This is a genomic window from Streptomyces coeruleofuscus, from assembly GCF_039532725.1.
GTDB classification, from domain to species: Bacteria; Actinomycetota; Actinomycetes; order Streptomycetales; family Streptomycetaceae; genus Streptomyces; species Streptomyces coeruleofuscus.
On the sequence record NZ_BAAASE010000015.1, the window covers coordinates 89,891 to 107,394 of the forward strand.

Below are 17,504 nucleotides of genomic sequence, written 5' to 3' on the forward strand. Positions count from 1 at the left end.
TTGTCCCCCACGAGGAGTGCCCCATGAAGCGAGCCGCGCTCGCCGTCTCCACCCTGTCCCTGCTGTCCCTCACGGCGTGCGGCGGAAGCGCCGACTCGGACACGGCGACCGGGGAGCCCCGGCCCACCGCGACCCGGGCGAAGCAGGCGACCCCGGCCGAACGGCTCGCGAAGCTCATGATCACGAAGGCCGACGTGCCGGGGCTGGACGTGAAGGCCACCTCCAGGGACAAGGGGGACGACAAGTACGTCTTCGCCAAGTCGCCGGAAGACGTCACGGTCGACAAGCCGGCCTGCGCCCAGCCCGCCTACGCGACGAACCAGCTGCCTGTCGGCGAGCCGCAGGGCGACCTGACCCACTATGTCCCGCAGGGCAACGAGTTCACGTACATCACGCTCACGACGTACGCGCCCGGCAAGGCGGAGGCCGCGTTCGCCGGGCTGGCCAAGGGCGTCGAGTCATGCGGCGACGGCTTCACGGCGAAGGCGAACGGCTCAGTCACGTACGACTCCGTCACCGCCGAGGAGCCGGTGGCGAAGGCCGGTGACGAGTCACTCGCCTTCCGCGCCACGATGCCCTTCCAGGGCATCACCCACACCCTGCACGCCCAGGCCGTCCGCAAGGGCGATGTCATGGCCGTCTACGTCTCCGTGGACGGCATGGCCATGGTCCAGGACAGGCCGGGCGACGCGAAGCTCCCGGCGACGGTGGTGAAGGCCCAGAACGCGAAGCTGGGCTGAACCGCCGGGTACCGGATTCGCAACCGGCGGCGATCTGTAGCACTCGCGAAGCCCCGAGTAAAGTGCGGCCCGGACAGCGATCGGACCGTCGGGGGCACACCGGTGAGAACAGTCAGGGCGAGCGAACACGCAGTAGGGATAGGGACATTGGGGGCATTGAGCCCCCATCGGACCCGCGTCCTCCCCCTGCTCCTCCTCGCCCTCTGCTCGCTGACGGCTCTCTTCGCAACCGCCACGCCGGCCCGGGCAGCGGACAGCGCTCCCGTCACCCAAGCCGCGTACTTCGCCGACCGCCTCCGCCAGGACCCGGTCTACGTCACCGACCAACTCCCCCGCGAGATCCCCCGGTCCACGGCCCCCGACTTCGCGAGGCTGGCGAAGAAGACCGGCGTCCCGACCTACGTCCTGGTCCTGCCCGGCGAGAGCGGCGTCGACGGCAGGCAGTTGCTCGGCGCGGTGCACGACCGGCTCGGGCGGGACGGGTTGTACGTACTGGTCGACGACATGCAGGTCGCGGAGGCCACCGCCTACGGGGTGCGCGCGCCTGCCGACGCCGCCTCGACCGTCGCGCAGTACGAGCTTCCCTTCGACGCGGGGCCGTTGCGCAGTTTCGAACGCTTCGTCGACGTCGTCGCCCTGGGCGGGGAGAAGGCCGCGGCCCGTGCCGAGGCAGCGCGTGAGAAGTACCCGGACGACGGACCCGCCGACATGTACATCGGCCCGTCCGACCGCAAGAACCAGTCGTTCCTCACGGGGATCCTGCTCACCGGCGTACCCCTGCTGATCCTGCTGACGGCCGGGTACGCCAGGCGCCGCCGCCGGCGTTCCGGGGCCGAGCGGCGCATCCCCCGTTGGGTCGTCCCCGGCGCGGCCGTCCTCACCGCCACCGCCATCGCCCTCACCGCCCCCGCCGTCTTCGACCAGACCAGGTCGAGCGCGGCACCCCCGCCCACCCCCGCCGACCTGTCCGCCCGCGTCGAACGAGTGGCGGCGGGCCTCAAGCAGGACCCCGTCTACGCCGATCCGGAGAGCCCGCGGGTGCTCGACGCCCGCCAACTGGACCGGCTGCACGACCGGATCCGGGACTTCCGGCGCTCCGCAGGAGGTGGCCCGGTGTTCGTCTCGGTGGTGCCGCAGACCCCCGAGAGCGAGTCGGCCGGTGACTCGATGCTGTTCGCCGCGGCGGTGCACGCCAAGGTGCGCGAGGACGGGCTGTACGTGGTCGCCGATCCCGACGACGGCACGATCGACTTCTACAACCACGGCCTGCGCCGGGACACCGACCACCTGTCCTTCAACCTGCCGGACTCCGTCACGTTCGGCGACAGCAGGGCGGACGAGGCCGACGACCACCTCCTCGGGGAGCGCCTCGACCGGCTGATGGACTTCCTCGACGAGACCCCGCGCACGGACCGGCCCGGATCGGAACCCGCACCGGCCCCCGCCCCGAGGGCCGCCGACGAGGACGCCCTTCCGCCTCTCTTCGCCACCGACTTCACGCCCGGCCTGTTCGTGGGCGCCTTCCTGGCACTCCTGCTGTCCGGGATCGCGGCCGGGGCGGTGTGGATCGTGACCGCCCTGCGACGGCGGCGTTCACCCGAACCCGAGCCGGCCGGCCTCCTGCCCGTCACCTCCCCGACCGAACCGTCGGCGTCCTACCTCCGCCGCACCGCCTATGCGGAAATCAGCGCACTGACCAGGGAGTTCACCGGCTCCGAGGGGCAAGCCCGCGCCTGGGACTGCCTCGACGCGGCGATGCTCCTCCTGGACGGCGACCCGGACCGCGCCCGGAGGCCGGGCACGGATCCCGCGACCCTCACGGCCGTCGTCGTACTCGCCCGGGCGGGCCGGGCCGCGCTCACCGGCGACACCAACGACCTGTGCTGCGGCGTCAACCCCCTGCACGGGCCCGCCGTCAGCCGCCACCACGTACGCGTATCGGCGGAGGCGGCGGAGGGCAACCGCAGGCGCCTGCTCCCCGTCTGCGAGCCCTGCCGCGACACGGCCATCGCCCAACCGAGCGGCATCCCGGGCAGGTTGCTGAGGCTGCCCGGCTCCGCGTCCGGTGACGGCGGCCGACCGCCCTACTACGACGCGACCGACGGCCCGCTGACCGCCGTACCCGGCGGCATCGCCCGGCTCATCGACAAGGTGAGGGAGACCGCAGGTGTCCACTGACGTCAAGCGCGTTGTCACCGTCCTCGCGGCGCTGCTGCTGGCCGCGCTGACCACCGCCCCGGCCCGTGCGGCGGACGGCGACGCCCCGAGCGCCGGGCAGCGCATCGCCGAGGCCCTGCGCACCTCGCCCGTCTACGTCGACGAGGCGTACGCCGAAGCCGTACCGCCCTCCCGGCAGCGGGAGTTGGCGGAACGGATCCGCCGGACGGGCCTGCCGATCAAGGTCGTTCTCACGCCGCTCACCAAGGGCGACGCCTTCGACGGCGACTCCGACGACCTGGCCGGAGTCGTCCGCGACCGGCTCCCGGACCAGCGCGAACTCATCCTCATCACGACGGACGGCGACTTCCCGGACTCCCTGAACGGCTACGAGTGGCCCGCCGACACCCACCAGGCCCGGGACGCCGTGACCGCCGCCGGTTTCCTGGACGAGACGCGGGACGCGGGGCTGGCCGACCTGACCGCCAAGGCGGTGGAGTTGGTGGCGGAGGGAAAGGGCACAGAGCGGTACGAGGAGGCGATGAAGGACCTGGACGACGCCGCCCCCGCACGGAAGCGGGAACACGGGGAGCCCGGCGACTCGCGGTGGTGGCTGTGGCCCCTGGTCGCCGTACCGGCCCTGATCCTGGCGGCGCTCGCGACCCGCGCCCTGGTCCGCTCCCGCTCTCGCAGGGCCCCTCATGCCGTTCCCCAGCTGGTGTTCGCCACGGCCCGCGCGGCCGACGAGGCGGAGCTGCGGCGCCGGGGGGAAGCGGAGGTGCTGGCCCTCGGCGAGGCGACCCAGGCGGCCGGTGTCGCCACGACACCCGGTCTCCAGCGCGCCCTCGACGCGTACGCCGCCGCGGGCAGGGTCCTCGACGAGGCCCGGGGCGTGCCGGACCTGGCGGGCGTCCTGGCCCTGGCGCAGGAGGGCCGCGACGCCCTCGCCGGCTCCCCCGGTCTGCCCCTCTGCTTCTTCGACCCCCTGCACGGCCGTGCCGCCCTCCGCACCGGCTGGCGACCGCTGGGCCGGCGGGACCGGCTCGACGTGGCGGTGTGCCAGGACTGCGCGGACGCGCTGCGGGACCGCCGCGCCCCGGAGGTGCTCACGGACAGGACCGGGGACGGCCGTACCGTCCCCTACTTCGAGATCCCGGCCGGGCGGAGCGTGTGGTCGGCGACGGGATACGGGTCGCTGATGCAGCCACTGGACGGCTTCAACTCCCGCAGAACCAAGACTGGTTGATCAGCCGGGGGGCCGGTCCTCGCGCAGTGCCGCGAACAGGGCGCGGGCCCGCCGGTCGTCCCACTTCACCGCGCTGCCCTGGGGCGTACGCAGGTCCGGGTCGGCCACGGGCACGTTGAGCTGTCTGCCCCCGCCCGACGCGGCCTTCCGCATGGCCTCGAACAGCGACATGAGGTCGGGCAGCTCCGTGCTCTCGTCGACGATGAGCGTGTCGAGGCCGGCGCGCAGGGTCGGGAAGGTCTTGGACGGGTCGGCGAGGGTGGACGGGGTGGCGGCCTTGCGGGCGAGGGCGGCGAGGAACTTCTGCTGGTTGCGGCTGCGGCCCAGGTCCCCCTGCGCCTCCTGCTTGCGCTGCCGTACGAAGGCCAGCGCCTCGGCGCCGTCGAGGGTCTGGCAGCCGGCGGGCAGGTCAGCGCCGGAGTCCTCGTCCCGTACGGGCTTGTCCAGGCACAGGTCCACGCCGCCGACCGCGTCCACCACCCCCACGAAACCGGCGAAGCCGATCTCCGCGTAGTGGTCGATGTGCACGCCGGTGTTGCGTTCCACGGTCCGCACGAGCAGGTCGGGGCCGCCCAGCGAGAACGCCGCGTTCAGTTTGTTCGGCGCGGCCCGGTAGCTCCGGCCGGTGTCGGGATCGACGTACGGCGGGAGGGTCACCCAGGAGTCGCGCGGCAGACTGAGCATCGTGGTGCCGTTCGCCCCGGTGTGCAGCAGGATCACCGAGTCGGTACGGCGGCCCTCGGTCGAGCCGGTGTTCAGCTCCTTGCGGTCCTGCTGCGACAGTCCCTCGCGGCTGTCGGAGCCCACGACCAGGTAGTTGGTGCCCTCGCCGCGCGGCACCCGGCCGGAGAGCGTGCCGAGGTCGACCTGCTGGTTGAGCCGGGTGTCGGCCCAGACGTACGTACCGGCACCGGCGAGCAGCAGGACGGACGACAGCACGGCCGCGGTACGCAGGAACCGGCGGCGCCGGCTGGGGCGGCGCCGGTTCCTGCTGCCGCGGCCGTCGCGTCCGTGAGGCCCGCTGTCGTAGCGTCCGGGTGCGGCGGGCGAGGGCATGCCCGGCAGGGGGGCGGTGCGGGTCGAGGGCGGTGGCGCCAGAGAGGGCGCGGGAGGTTCCCGCCGTGGGGTCCACTCCGGAGGGGGTTGTCGCGGACGGTCGGTCCAGTCGCTCATCGACGCCTCGAAGGTGCTGTGGGGGGTCTCTCGGGTCAGCGCATTGGCACGCTCCTATACGGAACGGGCCCGCCGATCTGTTCAGCGGCCGTCCCGGAGCGCTTCATCCGCTGCCACCTCAGCCGACTGCCGAGCAGCAGCGCGACGAGCGACTGGATGACGACGAGATACATCAACTGCCGGTAGACGACGATCTGGAACGGCATCGACCACAGGGCCCGGACCGGCTCGCCGTCGAGTCTCAGCGCGTAACCGGAGCAGACGATCTGCACGCCGAGGAACGCGAACCACACCGCGGCCGACTCCCACGGGTCGCGGAACAGCACCCCGTACAGGGCGTAGACGTCGATGACGGGCGCGAGCAGCGGCAGGGCGACCTGGAAGAGCGCGAGGTAGGTCAGCCCGCGCCGCCCGAACCGCCCGGCGGGCCCCATGCCGAAGAGAGCCCCGCGATGCTTCCACATCGCCTGCAACGTGCCGTAACACCACCGATAGCGCTGCCGCCACAACTGCCGGAGCGTGGTGGGCACTTCGGTCCAGGCGACGGCGGACTCCTCGTACAGCACCCGCCAGCCGGCCCGCCACAGGGCCATCGTCAGGTCGGTGTCCTCGGCGAGCGTGTCCTCGCTGACCCCGCCGACGCCGATCACCGCGTCCCGGCGGAACGCCCCGATGGCACCCGGCACGGTCGGCATGCACTCCAGCACCTCGAACATGCGCCGGTCGAGGTTGAACCCGAACACGTACTCCAGATGCTGCCAACGGGCCAGCAGACTGCGCCGGTTGCCGACCTTGGTGTTGCCGCTGACGGCCCCCACGGCGGGATGCGCGAGCGGCTGCACGATCCGCTCGATGGCATCGGGCTCGAAGACGGTGTCGGCGTCGACCATCACGACGATGTCGTACCGCGCTTGGGCGAGCCCGGTGTTGAGGGCGGCGGCCTTGCCGGAGTTGGGCTGCCGTACGACCTCCACCCGCGGATCCCCCATGTTCTCGGCGATGTCGGCGGTCCGGTCGCTCGACCCGTCGTCGATCACGATGACCTGGAGTTCCCGATGGGTGGAGTCGAGCAGCGAGCGCAGGGTCGACCCGATCCCGGCCTCCTCGTTGTACGCCGGGACGAGCACGGTCACCGGCCCGGACCCCTCACGCATCCAGGGCGCCCCGGTCCGGAACCGCTCCAGCCGTCGCACATGGGCCCGGGCGAACAGGGCGAGCAGCAACAGCCGCAGCACGCCGAGCCCACCGGCGACGCCGAGGATCCAGATCATGGCGGTGGAGAAGACCTGCCCGAGACGCGTGACCTGGATCAGCCCTGTCCCCAGCCACTTTTCGACGAGGGACGGGGGCGCGTACGGAATCAGCCCGAGCCCTTGGGACACGGTGGTGAACCGGTCGACACTCCGGTCCCCCAGCAGCCTGCGCGCCTCCAGATAGGCGCTCTCCGTCTGGCTGAGCTGCCGCACGATCCCCTGCGCCGGCTTGCGCGACCCCTTGTCGGCGGCGACGAGCACGTACCCGTACCCGGTGGCCCGCCGCGCCGCCTGCCACTCAGAACCGCACAGGGTGTCGGGGGTGGTGGTCCGCGGCATGCGCAGCAGATTGGTACGCACTCCGGTGGCTCCGGCCAGTGCGCTCTGGGTCAGTTCGAGCTCGGACCGGAAGCGGGGCGCGGACGACTCGCCCAGGACGGCTCCGGTGTAGGTGTTGGATCCGATCTCGTGCCCCTCGGTCCGGATCCGACGGACGAGTTCCGGGTGCCGGGCTGCCTCTGCACCATGCAGGAAGAAGGTGGCGCGAGCCCCGTTCCGCTTGAGGAGTTCGAGCAGCCGAGGGGTCCAGACGGGGTCGGGCCCGCCGTCGAAGGTGAGGGCGACGGTCCGGGCGGGCATCGAACCGGACCGGATCCCGTCCCGGTTGATCCCGATCACGGGCCCGCCCTTCGCGACGGCCTCCGGCACGGGCGAGGCACAGGGCGTCCGCTCCTTCGCGGCGTCGACCTCGTGCTGGGTCCAGCCCTCGAAGAGCAGGAGGGCGAAGACGAGGGGGAGGGTGAGGGCGAGTAACAGCCAGTGGGCTCGGGGGTCTCGGGACTGTTTGTGACGGGCCTTGCTGCGGCGGGTCGGGGTGTGGGGGGACTCGGCGGCGGTCAGGGGGCGTCACCGCCCCCGGGCCCGGACCGGGCACCGACTCCCGCGGGCCGTCTTCTCCACGCGCTTCCGTAGAACTCACCGGGTGAAGCGGGCGCCTTCTTGCTGCGGGAGTTACGCATGGGGCGCGAGTGTAGTTTCGGAGGTCTGGCTGTAGGGGCGGAACGGTGAGCTTCACAGGGTTCATGGGGTTCATAAGGTTTACAGGGAGGCAACGGCATGACCGCGCCGATGGGCGTCACGGAGGCGCTGGCCGATGCGGGCGTACCGGTGACGACTGCTTAGCCACGCCTTCGCCCGCCGGGCAATGCAGCCGGCGAAGGCTGGCGTTCCCGGGCCTGGGGCGTTCCGTGACGGATCCTGGCTGCGCGTCGAGAGGGAAGAGCGCCGCAGCGAACTCCACATGTGCGTGCTGCAGGGCCCCTCCTCCGCATGACTAACGTGCCTCGGCCTAGCGAACCGTCCCCGGGAACACCAGGGCGCCGGACGCCGGACACGGCGGCACCCGGCGCCGTTCCTGCTTGAGCACAATCAAGACACAGCCAGTCCCGCGAGGGGCCCTTACATCCCGGATTGCCCCTGTCCACGCGGAAGTTCGCTCTGGTGAAACCGGAAACCTCACCGGTAGCGTCAGAGCCCTAACTGAACTTCTGTTTCTCACGGGGAGCCACTGTGAAGCGCCGCCCATTGCCCGTTGCTGCCGCGCTGGCGGCAACGGCGGCCCTGCTGTTGACGGCCTGCGGTAGCGGGGACGACAAGTCCAGCGGAAACGACAAGATCGCCGGAGCCGACCAGGGATCGGAGACGCCGAAGGAGTCGGCATCGCCCTCGGGGGCACCGGCCGGCGACAAGCCGGACGGCGTGGACGTGTCCCTGCCCAAGGACATGAACCTGGTCTTCGACTGGGACAAGCCGAAGGACAAGAACGAGGCGGCTGCGATGGATGACGCGGCGAACTTCCTCCGTGCGATCTACCGGGGCGTCGACAAGCGCACCACCAAGGACGCAGCCGTGACCGCCTATGCCACCGGAGAGGGACTCCACTACGCGCAGGTGCAGATCAACGAATGGATCAAGGGCGGTTGGACCGCGACCGGAACCCGTCGCCACTACGACGCCACGACCCGGTCCGCCCCCAACGGCAAGTCCGTCGAGGTCGCGTTCTGCGCTGACACCGGGAAGTTCTACGGCAAAGAGGTCAAGACCGGGAAGGTCCTGAAGACCGAGTCGAGCCTCAAGGACTTCGGCTACTACAAGATCGTGATGGTCAAGGTCCCCACGGCCGAGAGCCTGTGGCAGGCGTCCAAGGTGTTCGTCGAGACGAGCGCGGAGAAGTGCCGGTGAACAAGTGCCGAGGTCCGGTCCTGAGAACCGGCACCGCTGCCCTGGCCCTCGCCTTCAGCGCTCTTCTCCTCGCCGCACCCGATGCCGCGGCGGAGCCGGTGGACTTCGGCAAGGGCGGTGGCACGGAACAGAAGGGCGGCGGCGACGCGACTGGCATCTACGCCGCCGCCCGCATCCAGTACTCCGGATCCGTCACCAAGGACGGCAGCACCGGGAATGTGGCGCCGGCGGACGTCAACTGGACGCCTCCGCCCTGCTGGTACGCCCCCTACCTCGGCGCCAAGGACTTCAAGAAGAAGATGTCCGAGGACCTTGAGCGCCAGCTGAACACACCCGGCATGGGCGGCACCGCGGGTTCGGCCCTGGGCCAGACCAAGCGGCACTACGAGGACGAGTTCGGCTGGGACGGAAGCCCCGGCTACAAGGACTACAACGTCGAGAACGACGGCAAGGGCATGTTCTGGGCCGGCGTCGAGAACCCCAACGAGCCGGACTACCTCAAGCGGACCTCGTGCACCGACCTGCCCTTCTGGGTGGAAAACGGGGAGGCCCCGCCGGCCCGTTACGAAGAGGCCATCAAGCCGGAGATGCTCGCCGCGCTCGCCTACCAGCACATGCAGCTGCCCGACACGAAGGTCACCCTCGCGCCCGAGGCGGAGACCAAGGTGAACCTGCCGACCTGGGCCTGGCTCGACAAGGCCGTCTTCGACGAGGTCCAGGCCACCGCCGCCATCAACGTCCCCGGCTTCAACATCCAGGCCACCACCACCGCCAAGCCGGTGGCCCTCAAACTGGAGCCGGGCACCAAGGACGCCGAGACCTACCCGGCCTCCGGCGAGTGCGTCATCAACGCCGACGGCTCCATCGGCGAGCCGTACGCCAAGGGCAAGGCCGACGAGACCCCGCCCTGTGGGCTCAAGTACCTGCGCTCCTCCGGCAACGGAACGTACAAACTCCAGGCCACCATCACCTGGGACATCGCCTGGACAGGCACCGGCGGCACGGGCGGCGACCTCCCGAACGGCACGTTCGGCAGCGAACAGGCGGTCACCGTCCAGGAGATCCAGGCCGTCAACCGGTAATCCGACAGCAGCGCGTACACACACGGGGGGAGGGTCATCCATGAGCGACTCGGACCTGACGGTCGACTACGAGTTCCTCGCGGACTGCGAGCGCAAGCTCGGGCAGCTCAAGAAGACCTTCGAGGACATCGAGAACCGTCGCGACGACATGAACAAGCACTGGGGCTCCGGTGCCATAGCCGACGTCATGGAGGAGTTCGTCGACAACTGGGACGACTACCGCACCCGGCTCGTCGAGTCACTCAAGTCGGTGGGCGAGATGGTGGCCGGAACCAAAAAGGCGTTCGAGGACCTGGACGAGCAGTTGGCCAAGCAGGGCAAGAAGAAGCAGAAAAAGTGACACCTACATCCAAGCGCCGTCCGGTCGACTGGCAGCCGCTGTGCGACTCCGACCCAGTGCCTGGTGATCCGGAGGAGATCCGCGCCGAGGTCAAGCACATGGTCTCGGTTGCCAAGAAACTCCGGGACCAGGCAAAGAACCTCAAGGCGATCAGCGACGAGGACACCCTCAAGGGCAAGTACGTCAAACGCCTGCGCGAGGAGTCCGGCACGCTGGAGAAGCACATGCGGGAGGTGGCCAGCCGGTACGAGCGTGTGCACGGCCATCTGACCAAGTGGTCGAACGAGCTGGAGGACTTCCAGAGCGACGCCGACAAACTCCTGCGCGAGACCAAGGAAAAGCAGGAGGAGGTCGAGGCCGACAAGGCCAAGAAGGCCGCCTCGGAGGACAAGGACATCCCGCACCCGTCCACCAGCGGCACCAGTCCCGCCGACGATCCCCTGCAGCCGTACCGGACCCGTCTGCACACTCTCACCGGCGAACGGAGCACTCGCGCCAACCACTACGCGGGGAAGATCCGCGCCGAGATCGAAGACGTGATCGAGGACTCATGGTGGGACGACGTCAAAGGCTGGGTCCATGACAACGCCGACCTGATCAAGGCCTTCATCGACGCTTTCGGCTGGATCGCGACGGTTGCGGGCTTTGTGGCGCTCGCCATTCCCGGCTTGAACATGCTCGTGCTCGGCATCGCGGGCCTCACCATCGCCCTCAGACTCCTGCTCGTCGCATCCGGCGACGCCACCTGGACGGATGTCATCTTCGACGTCGTGGGTGGGCTGCTCGTCGTGGGCGGTCTCGGGGCCGCCGCGAAGCTCGCCAGCGGCGCCAAGGCGACCGTGGGCGCCGCTCAGGCGGCCCGAACCGCCGGCCTGAGCAAAGGGCTCAGGGGTGTCAAGAGCATCATGGACGACACCGGGCGGTTGATGACCAAAGTGCCGCAGGGACCGGGGCAGCAGGCCCTCGGGGCGGCTCGTAACTCGATGCGCAAGTCCATCTCACAGAACGTCGGCCTGGTCGCCAAGAGTCCGCTAAGGGTCAGCCCGTTGTCGACGCTGGTACACCTCGGCGACAAGGAGATGGCCGGCATGGCGAAGATGCTGCAGGCGAACAAGGCTGCCTTTCCGGAGGCCGCTGGGGCCGCCGCGGACAAGGCGTACAAGTCCTATCAAGTGGGCCTCGGCATCGCCTGGACAGGCATGGGGATGGACGTCATGGACAAGGCGCTGGGGAAGAGCGACCTGACAAGCTTGACCAACGAAGAGTTCGGAAGCGGCGAAAAGCCGTACAACGCGGCGTACTCGGACTGGAAGGACAACACGTTGAAGCCCGCCCCCGACACCCACTGGTAAGGAATGACCATGGACCTGTACTCGGCGCAACGCATTGTCGAGGCCGAAGCCGCCCGCACTGGCATCGGCACCGGCCCCAACCGGCGGCTTCGACTGACGTTGTTCATCGGAATGCCGCTCTTCCTGCCGGTCTTGGGAATCATGATCCTGGTACCGAAATCCCTGATGAATGACGTGCTCTACGTCTATGAGGCCGGGATCGTCGGCTGCCTCCTACACTACGTCTGGGTGTTCGCGAAGTACCCGCGTCATGCGAGCCGTCCCCCCTACCTCACCAGAGATCTAGCCATGGGGGGCGGTTTCTTCCTGCCCTCGCTGTTCTTCGGGTTCTGGCCGGGCATGATCGCCGCCCCGGCGTGGGCGCTTTTCGTAGGCATTGCCTACGCCGTGGAATTGACACGGGGGCGCAATGACCACCGTTGAGCACCGCCGGGCCCCGAACGGCTTCAACCTGGTACCGCCGCCCGGCTGGGAGGTGATTCCGCTGCACTCGGGTACCCGGGAAGCGATGGACCGCATCGTCCGGAAGGCCGTGGCGCAACTGCCTGTCGGCTTCCCCAAGGACGACATTCCGCAGGCCCGGCTGAAGCTCACCCAGGAGCTGAAAAAGGTCGTCCGCCGGGCCAGCGCCAAGGGGGGAATGACCCTCTACCTCCCCACCGAACGTCTCCACGGCATCGCGCTGCCCGTCTCGATCGTGGCCTCCGAGCCGATCGAGATTCCGCGGGTCAGACCCGAAAGCGGCCCGGAAGCGGTCCTGGCCGCGCTCGCCTCCGAGATCCCCGGAGCCGAGGTCCGCGAGCTCGACGACACCGCGGCCCTGCGATCGGAGCGAGAGGTGCCCGCCGATCCGGAACAGGGCGTCGAGGTCGCTCACCGGCGGGTCGAGTACCTCGTGCCGATTCCCGACAGCGCGCCTGACAAATACCTCACCTTCTCCTACAGCGCGCTGATCGCGCCCGGCTCGGATCCCGCCTTCTACGACACCCTCGTGGAGCTGTTCGACGCCGTCATGAGCACCTTCCGCTGGAGCTACTCCTAGGGACCCGCCCCCACTGCCCACGCCTCGACGAAAGAGACCGCTCATGTCAGACGGCACCCTATGGAGCGCCGACCTCGGTGCCCCGCTCCACATCGACACAGATGCCGACCCGGGCCTCTGGGGCTATCTCCATCTACAGATCGACAGACGAACCTTCAAGGAATGGCTGGACCAGCACCTGATCGGCCTGGCCACCATTCACGACATCGAACTCACCCGCAAGCTTCGCCGCTTCCACAAGAACTTCTACGAGCAGACAATCGTCATCCTGCGGGACAAGCTCCAGGCCGACGAGGCGTTCATCTACCACCCCGTTCCCCTCACCTACATGCCCCTGGTGGTGCACGCCACCCGCATCCACTGCGAAGTCCCCGACGCGGCCTCCTGTGAAGGGCTCAGCGCGCCGACCGTGCCGCACCCGGACATCCCCGAGTGGCAGCAACGCACCGGCAGCATCGCTTTCGCCTCCCCGCATCTGGGCGAGGACGGAGCCCGGGTCACTCGCTCGTACCCGGCGGACAGCACGATCATGATGACCTCGGTGACCTACCACTGGCACACCCCGCCCGGCGTCCCCGACGTGTGCCTGCGCGGGCACCACGACGATCCCGAAGTGATGGCTGCGGCCATGGAGGCACTGGACGACTTCGCGCGGACACTCCGACTTCCCGGCACGGCCCATTGACCGGCGTTGCCTGGGGCGAATTCAAGCGGCGAGCGTTGCTGAGCGGCATTCCGCATGCCTGTCCAGGACGCCAAGTACTACAGCTTCAGGTCCTGTGACTGCTTTGACGACGGTGAGGTCCGCCTACTTGTTCTGGAGCCGGGCCAGCTGTTCTTGGACACGGCGACACCCGCAACAGCGCATCTTTCGTCGGGACGCCAGAGCGAACGGACGCCGGAGGCGGCGGCATCCGACGCCGTCCCCTGCATGAGCACGATCAGGACACAACCCAGCCCTGCGAGAGACCCATACTTCCCGAATTGCCCCTGCACTCTCGGAAGTTCGCACTGGTGAAACCAAGAACCTCAGCGATACCGTCGGTGCTCTTGACTGAACTTCTGTCTCACGGGGAGTCCCTGTTAAGCGCCGCGCTTTGCCAGTTGCCGCGCTGGCGGTGACGGCGGCCCTGCTGTTGACGGCCTGCGGTAGCGGGGACGACAAGTCCAGCGACAACGACAAAACCGCAGGCGCCGGCCAGGCAGTGGAGTCCCCGAAGGAGTCCGCGGAACAATCGGGGACACCGGCAGGGAACAAGCCGGACGGCGTCGACCTGTCCCTGCCCAAGGACATGAACCTGGTCTTCAACTGGGACAAGCCGAAGGACAAGAACGAAGCGGCGGCGATGGACGACGCCGCGAGCTATCTCCGTGCCATCTACCGGGGCGTCGACAAGCGCACCACCAAGGACGCGGCTGTGACCACCTACGCCACCGGTGATGGGCTGCGCTATGCGAATACTCAGATCGACGCCTGGATCGACGGCGGCTGGACTGCCACCGGAACACTGCGCCACTACGACGCCACCACGCGGTCCACTACGAACGGCAAGTCGGTAGAGGTCGCGTTCTGCACGGACTCAGGGAAGTTCTACGGCAAGGAAATCAAGACCAAGAAGGTTTCCTCAAGACCAAGCCCAGCCTAGAGGACTTCGACTACTTCGAGATCGTGATGGTCAAGTTCCCCACAAGTACGGACCTGTGGCAGGCATCCAAGGTGTTCGTCGAGACGGCGGCGGAGAAGTGCCGGTGAGCAGATCACGACTGTCCGTCAACAGGTGACCGGGCGAGAAGGAGACGGAAAGCATGGGAGGCACGGCCAAACCCCGACGCCGCAAAGCAGCTGCCCCTTCGCTGCAGTACGAGCGACATGCGGGCAAGCGGCGTACCAGCGGCAAGGACGCGAGGAAGGGCGAGTTCGTCTTCGGCTGCCTCATCTTTCTCTGCATCACAGGCGGCATCGTCCTCCTGGCAGTCGTCGACATGCTGTGGGGCGACGACACCTGGCAGTGGGCAGCAGAGGCGTGGCCGGGCGGGGCCTACGCCTTCGCCGCATGCCTGGGGGCCCTGGCCCCGTTCCTGGTGCTTCTCTCGGTATGGTCGCTGAGCAGCATGAAATGGAAGTCCTGGAAGGCCCACCCCGCCCGCACGCTGGTCCGCACGGGCCTCGGTGTCACATCCGCAGCCGCGCTCGTGCCCTACGTGAGCCTCGTATTCAACGCCCAGGACACCGGCGAGTGGGGCCGCGGCCGCGACACCGCACCAAGCTGGGTGTTCAGCAACTATCCGTGGCTCTGGGCAGTGGGACTGCTCTCCACGATCGTCACGATCACAGCACTCGTCCGCGCGGCCTTCGTCATCAACGACCGCCGACGCCCGGAAGCCGAAGAGGCCACTCAGCCGACGGAGCCCTGACGGTCTACTGAGGCACACGATGAGCTGGCCCGACTCAGCCGCTGCGTCGAAACCGCGGACATTTCCGCATGAGCACGCGATTCCGCGCTATCCCTGACGCGCCGCCCGGCTCCTCCCCTTCCCCTTCTTCCGAAGCCTCCGCACCCGTTCCCGCTCCAACACCGCCCGCTCCGCAGCCCGCGCACTGGTCCAGCGGTGGACGGACCAGCCCACCAGACCTGCACTGAGGACATAGGCCAGCAACGCGCTGCCGGTCCCGGGGATGTACGCACAGCTCTCCGACCGGCAGTTCCTGCCGGGCAATCCGCTCAAGAGAAGGAAGAACGGCCCGAACGCCGCCGCACAGCAGACCGCCGTCCCCACGGCGTGCAGCCCTCGCGCCATGCGGGTCCCGTCCGAGGCCCCGGAGGCACAGCGCAGCCAGCCGGCCACCCCGAGCACGGTGACCACACCGAGGCCACCACCGACCATCCAGGCACCCCCGGGCAGGTCCACCAACCCCGGAACGGCCACACGGGCGAATCGCTTCCCCAGGCCCATGACCAGCAGGATCACGCCCGCGCCGACGACCAGCCCGAGAATCACCCCGACCACCCCCAGGCCGCCTCGCAGACCTCCTGCCCGCGTCATACGACCCACCGCAGAGACCCCGCAATGGCATCGCACAACTGCTCCATCGGGCCCGACATCCCAGTGAGCGGAGCCGAGAAGGAGAGCGTCAGGTAACCCACCCCGCCGGGCATCAGGGCATGAACACTCAACGTCGTGGCGCCAAGAACGCGCACCGCGGCACCCGCCGGGAGATCCACCACCGACACCTGCCGCCGTCCTGGGCCTTCAGGCTCCCGCAGTTCGAGCCAGGCCGCGTACTTTTCCGGATCAGCGGGGGTGTTCCCCAGCGGCATCATGGACACGAGGAGCGAGGCCGGGAGGCCGCCGTTCCGCGTGGTCGTGAGGAGGAAGAACTCCATGGCACCGCGCGCACGGCCGGCTTCGGCGGTGTTGCGCAGCGTGGCCCACACGTCTTGTTGCAGCTCCGCGGGCACGCGTCGGCCCTCTGCCTGCCGGTCCACATAGGTCTTCAGCTGAGCGCGCCAGCGATCCTGCATGAGGTCGATGCGGAACCACTCCCGCGGAACCAGCAGCCGGTAGTCCCTGGGCACCCCCGCCCTTGATGAGGCATCGCCAGGTGCTGTCTCCTTCACCCCGGCATCACCAACGGATCCCCGTCGACGTCGAAGAAGCGGACGCTCTTCACGATGCCGGCGAACATCGAGGAGAAGACGTCCCACCCTTCGACCGTCGGCGTTCCCATTTCCAGCAGCAGTACCGTCCCGTTGTTCAGGGGTATCTGAACCTGTATGAACGACGTCCAGATCGGCTCGTCCTGCCCCGACTGCGTCAGGCTGCCGTCGATGCTGGAGGAGCGGTTGCCGACGCATGTCACCGCCGGGCCGCAGGGCAGCTGCACTTCGCCGATCTGTCCGAGCTCCAGGTGCCGCATCGTGGTGGCGATGAAGCCCACCGGATTGCTGCCGGCTCGCTCATCGAGGTCCAGGAGGCTGACGTTCACCGTCGCTGTGCAGCGGACACCGTCGACCTCCGTGGTGACGAAGCCCGCGTACTGCACGCCCGCCTCGATGAACTCGTCGTAGTGCGCCACGCACATCGCGGCGTACTGCACCTGCACTTCCTCGTCGGCACCGGGCAGCGCCTGCTTGGCCAACTCGACCAGTTGCTCACCCAGCTCTTCCAAGTCATCAGCCTCGAAAGGCAGCTCGAGGAAGCCCTCCGGCATGATCCAGCGAACCTCTATGCCGCCGCTTTCTGTGAGGCTGCGCTGGGCTTCGTCAACGGTGTCCGTGGTCATCTGCGCCTTTGCTCTCGGACTCTTCGCGATCAGCCACTTCGGGACGGAATCTCGCGGCGAAGGGGTAGGGCCCGTAGTGCGGGTAGTGAGCGGGGATGTCAGCTCCTCCCCGACGAGCGACGTGGGCGATCTGCCGGTACTTTGCCGCCCGGGCCCGCAGGTTCTGCCGGACCGGATCGCCCCATTGTGAAATCGCACTTCGCACGAAGAAGAAGATCTCAAGCGCCAGGACGGCTCCGGCGACGGCCAGATAGGCGTTGCGGGCTGCTGCGGTCTCCCAGTACTGAGCCACGCCGGCCCAATAGGTCACGGCCCCGAAGCCGACGAGCGCCAGCGGCACTCCGTGCTTGAACCCCGCGTTGAACATGTCCTCTTCGTCGACATGACGCCGGCGCAGCAGTTCGAGCACCGCTCGGTCGTCCAGGAAGTCGAACCGAAGCTCTCGTCGAGCTTCCTCCGCGGCCCGCTTCGCCTCGGGCACGGCAGCGATCACCGAGCTCTCGACCAACGTAGCCACGTCACCGCCCCGCCGGCCGATGAACTCCCGCGGCCCGAGGTTCCGATTGTCCTCGCTCATGACTTCTGTCCTCCTT

17 protein-coding genes and 1 pseudogene are annotated in these 17,504 nt (G+C 68.8%); 12 read left to right on the forward strand and 6 right to left on the reverse strand.

Translation table 11 applies throughout. The features are described from left to right. Positions 1-23: 23 nt before the first annotated feature. The 3 genes from ABFX81_RS38490 (at position 24) to ABFX81_RS38500 (ending at position 4,143) form a co-directional block, all read left to right on the forward strand. Positions 24-740 (forward strand): hypothetical protein, encoded by a 717-nt coding sequence (locus ABFX81_RS38490; protein ID WP_086841622.1) that lies wholly within the window; start codon positions 24-26, stop codon positions 738-740. Positions 741-896: 156 nt separating this feature from the next. Further along, positions 897-2,918 carry a hypothetical protein gene (locus ABFX81_RS38495; protein ID WP_346139390.1) on the forward strand — a complete coding sequence of 674 codons (2,022 nt, stop codon included), beginning with the start codon at positions 897-899 and terminating at the stop codon, positions 2,916-2,918. Then, a complete protein-coding gene (locus tag ABFX81_RS38500; RefSeq protein ID WP_086854114.1) occupies positions 2,908-4,143 on the forward strand; it encodes a hypothetical protein in 1,236 nt (411 codons plus the stop codon). Before ABFX81_RS38495 ends, ABFX81_RS38500 begins: the two co-directional genes overlap by 11 nt. Here ABFX81_RS38500 and ABFX81_RS38505 read toward each other — a convergent pair whose 3' ends face one another. Continuing rightward, positions 4,144-5,316, reverse strand: a complete 1,173-nt coding sequence (locus ABFX81_RS38505) for an LCP family protein (protein WP_428837258.1) — start codon at positions 5,314-5,316, stop codon at positions 4,144-4,146. A gap of 35 nt (positions 5,317-5,351) precedes the next feature. Beyond that, complete coding sequence (locus tag ABFX81_RS38510) at positions 5,352-7,277, reverse strand: glycosyltransferase (protein WP_086854116.1); 1,926 nt, start codon at positions 7,275-7,277, stop codon at positions 5,352-5,354. Between the two features lie 861 nt (positions 7,278-8,138). Between ABFX81_RS38510 and ABFX81_RS38515 the strand changes: the two genes are divergently transcribed. The 9 genes and pseudogenes from ABFX81_RS38515 (at position 8,139) to ABFX81_RS38555 (ending at position 15,041) form a co-directional block, all read left to right on the forward strand. Beyond that, positions 8,139-8,810 carry a hypothetical protein gene (locus ABFX81_RS38515; RefSeq protein WP_086841206.1) on the forward strand — a complete coding sequence of 224 codons (672 nt, stop codon included), beginning with the start codon at positions 8,139-8,141 and terminating at the stop codon, positions 8,808-8,810. Further along, complete coding sequence (locus tag ABFX81_RS38520) at positions 8,801-9,892, forward strand: hypothetical protein (RefSeq protein WP_428837259.1); 1,092 nt, start codon at positions 8,801-8,803, stop codon at positions 9,890-9,892. Before ABFX81_RS38515 ends, ABFX81_RS38520 begins: the two co-directional genes overlap by 10 nt. A 40-nt stretch (positions 9,893-9,932) precedes the next feature. Beyond that, on the forward strand, positions 9,933-10,232 hold the full coding sequence (locus tag ABFX81_RS38525) for a hypothetical protein (protein WP_086841208.1): 300 nt from the start codon (positions 9,933-9,935) through the stop codon (positions 10,230-10,232). Further along, a complete protein-coding gene (locus ABFX81_RS38530; RefSeq protein ID WP_086841210.1) occupies positions 10,229-11,584 on the forward strand; it encodes a spectrin repeat-containing protein in 1,356 nt (451 codons plus the stop codon). Before ABFX81_RS38525 ends, ABFX81_RS38530 begins: the two co-directional genes overlap by 4 nt. Before the next feature lie 9 nt (positions 11,585-11,593). After that, positions 11,594-12,007 (forward strand): hypothetical protein, encoded by a 414-nt coding sequence (locus tag ABFX81_RS38535; protein WP_086841212.1) that lies wholly within the window; start codon positions 11,594-11,596, stop codon positions 12,005-12,007. After that, the gene (locus tag ABFX81_RS38540; protein ID WP_346139391.1) at positions 11,994-12,626 is read left to right on the forward strand and encodes a hypothetical protein; all 633 of its coding nucleotides are present in this window, start codon (positions 11,994-11,996) and stop codon (positions 12,624-12,626) included. Before ABFX81_RS38535 ends, ABFX81_RS38540 begins: the two co-directional genes overlap by 14 nt. 43 nt (positions 12,627-12,669) lie before the next feature. Then, positions 12,670-13,311 carry a hypothetical protein gene (locus ABFX81_RS38545; protein WP_086841214.1) on the forward strand — a complete coding sequence of 214 codons (642 nt, stop codon included), beginning with the start codon at positions 12,670-12,672 and terminating at the stop codon, positions 13,309-13,311. 412 nt (positions 13,312-13,723) lie between these two features. Continuing rightward, positions 13,724-14,379: pseudogene (locus ABFX81_RS38550) on the forward strand (hypothetical protein). 53 nt (positions 14,380-14,432) lie between these two features. Next, positions 14,433-15,041, forward strand: a complete 609-nt coding sequence (locus ABFX81_RS38555) for a hypothetical protein (protein ID WP_086841216.1) — start codon at positions 14,433-14,435, stop codon at positions 15,039-15,041. An 87-nt stretch (positions 15,042-15,128) separates the two neighbouring features. On the opposite strand, the gene ABFX81_RS38560 is transcribed toward ABFX81_RS38555, so the two are convergent. From ABFX81_RS38560 to ABFX81_RS38575, 4 genes are read right to left on the reverse strand one after another with little or no spacing between them, the layout of a single operon-like run. Next, positions 15,129-15,671: a hypothetical protein gene (locus ABFX81_RS38560; RefSeq protein ID WP_346139393.1), complete on the reverse strand. Its 543-nt coding sequence runs from the start codon at positions 15,669-15,671 to the stop codon at positions 15,129-15,131. Next, on the reverse strand, positions 15,668-16,204 hold the full coding sequence (locus tag ABFX81_RS38565; protein WP_346139394.1) for a hypothetical protein: 537 nt from the start codon (positions 16,202-16,204) through the stop codon (positions 15,668-15,670). Before ABFX81_RS38565 ends, ABFX81_RS38560 begins: the two co-directional genes overlap by 4 nt. A gap of 38 nt (positions 16,205-16,242) precedes the next feature. Then, positions 16,243-16,911: a hypothetical protein gene (locus ABFX81_RS38570; protein WP_086841220.1), complete on the reverse strand. Its 669-nt coding sequence runs from the start codon at positions 16,909-16,911 to the stop codon at positions 16,243-16,245. Further along, the gene (locus ABFX81_RS38575; RefSeq protein WP_086841222.1) at positions 16,892-17,488 is read right to left on the reverse strand and encodes a hypothetical protein; all 597 of its coding nucleotides are present in this window, start codon (positions 17,486-17,488) and stop codon (positions 16,892-16,894) included. Before ABFX81_RS38575 ends, ABFX81_RS38570 begins: the two co-directional genes overlap by 20 nt. Between the last annotated feature and the right edge of the window lie 16 nt (positions 17,489-17,504).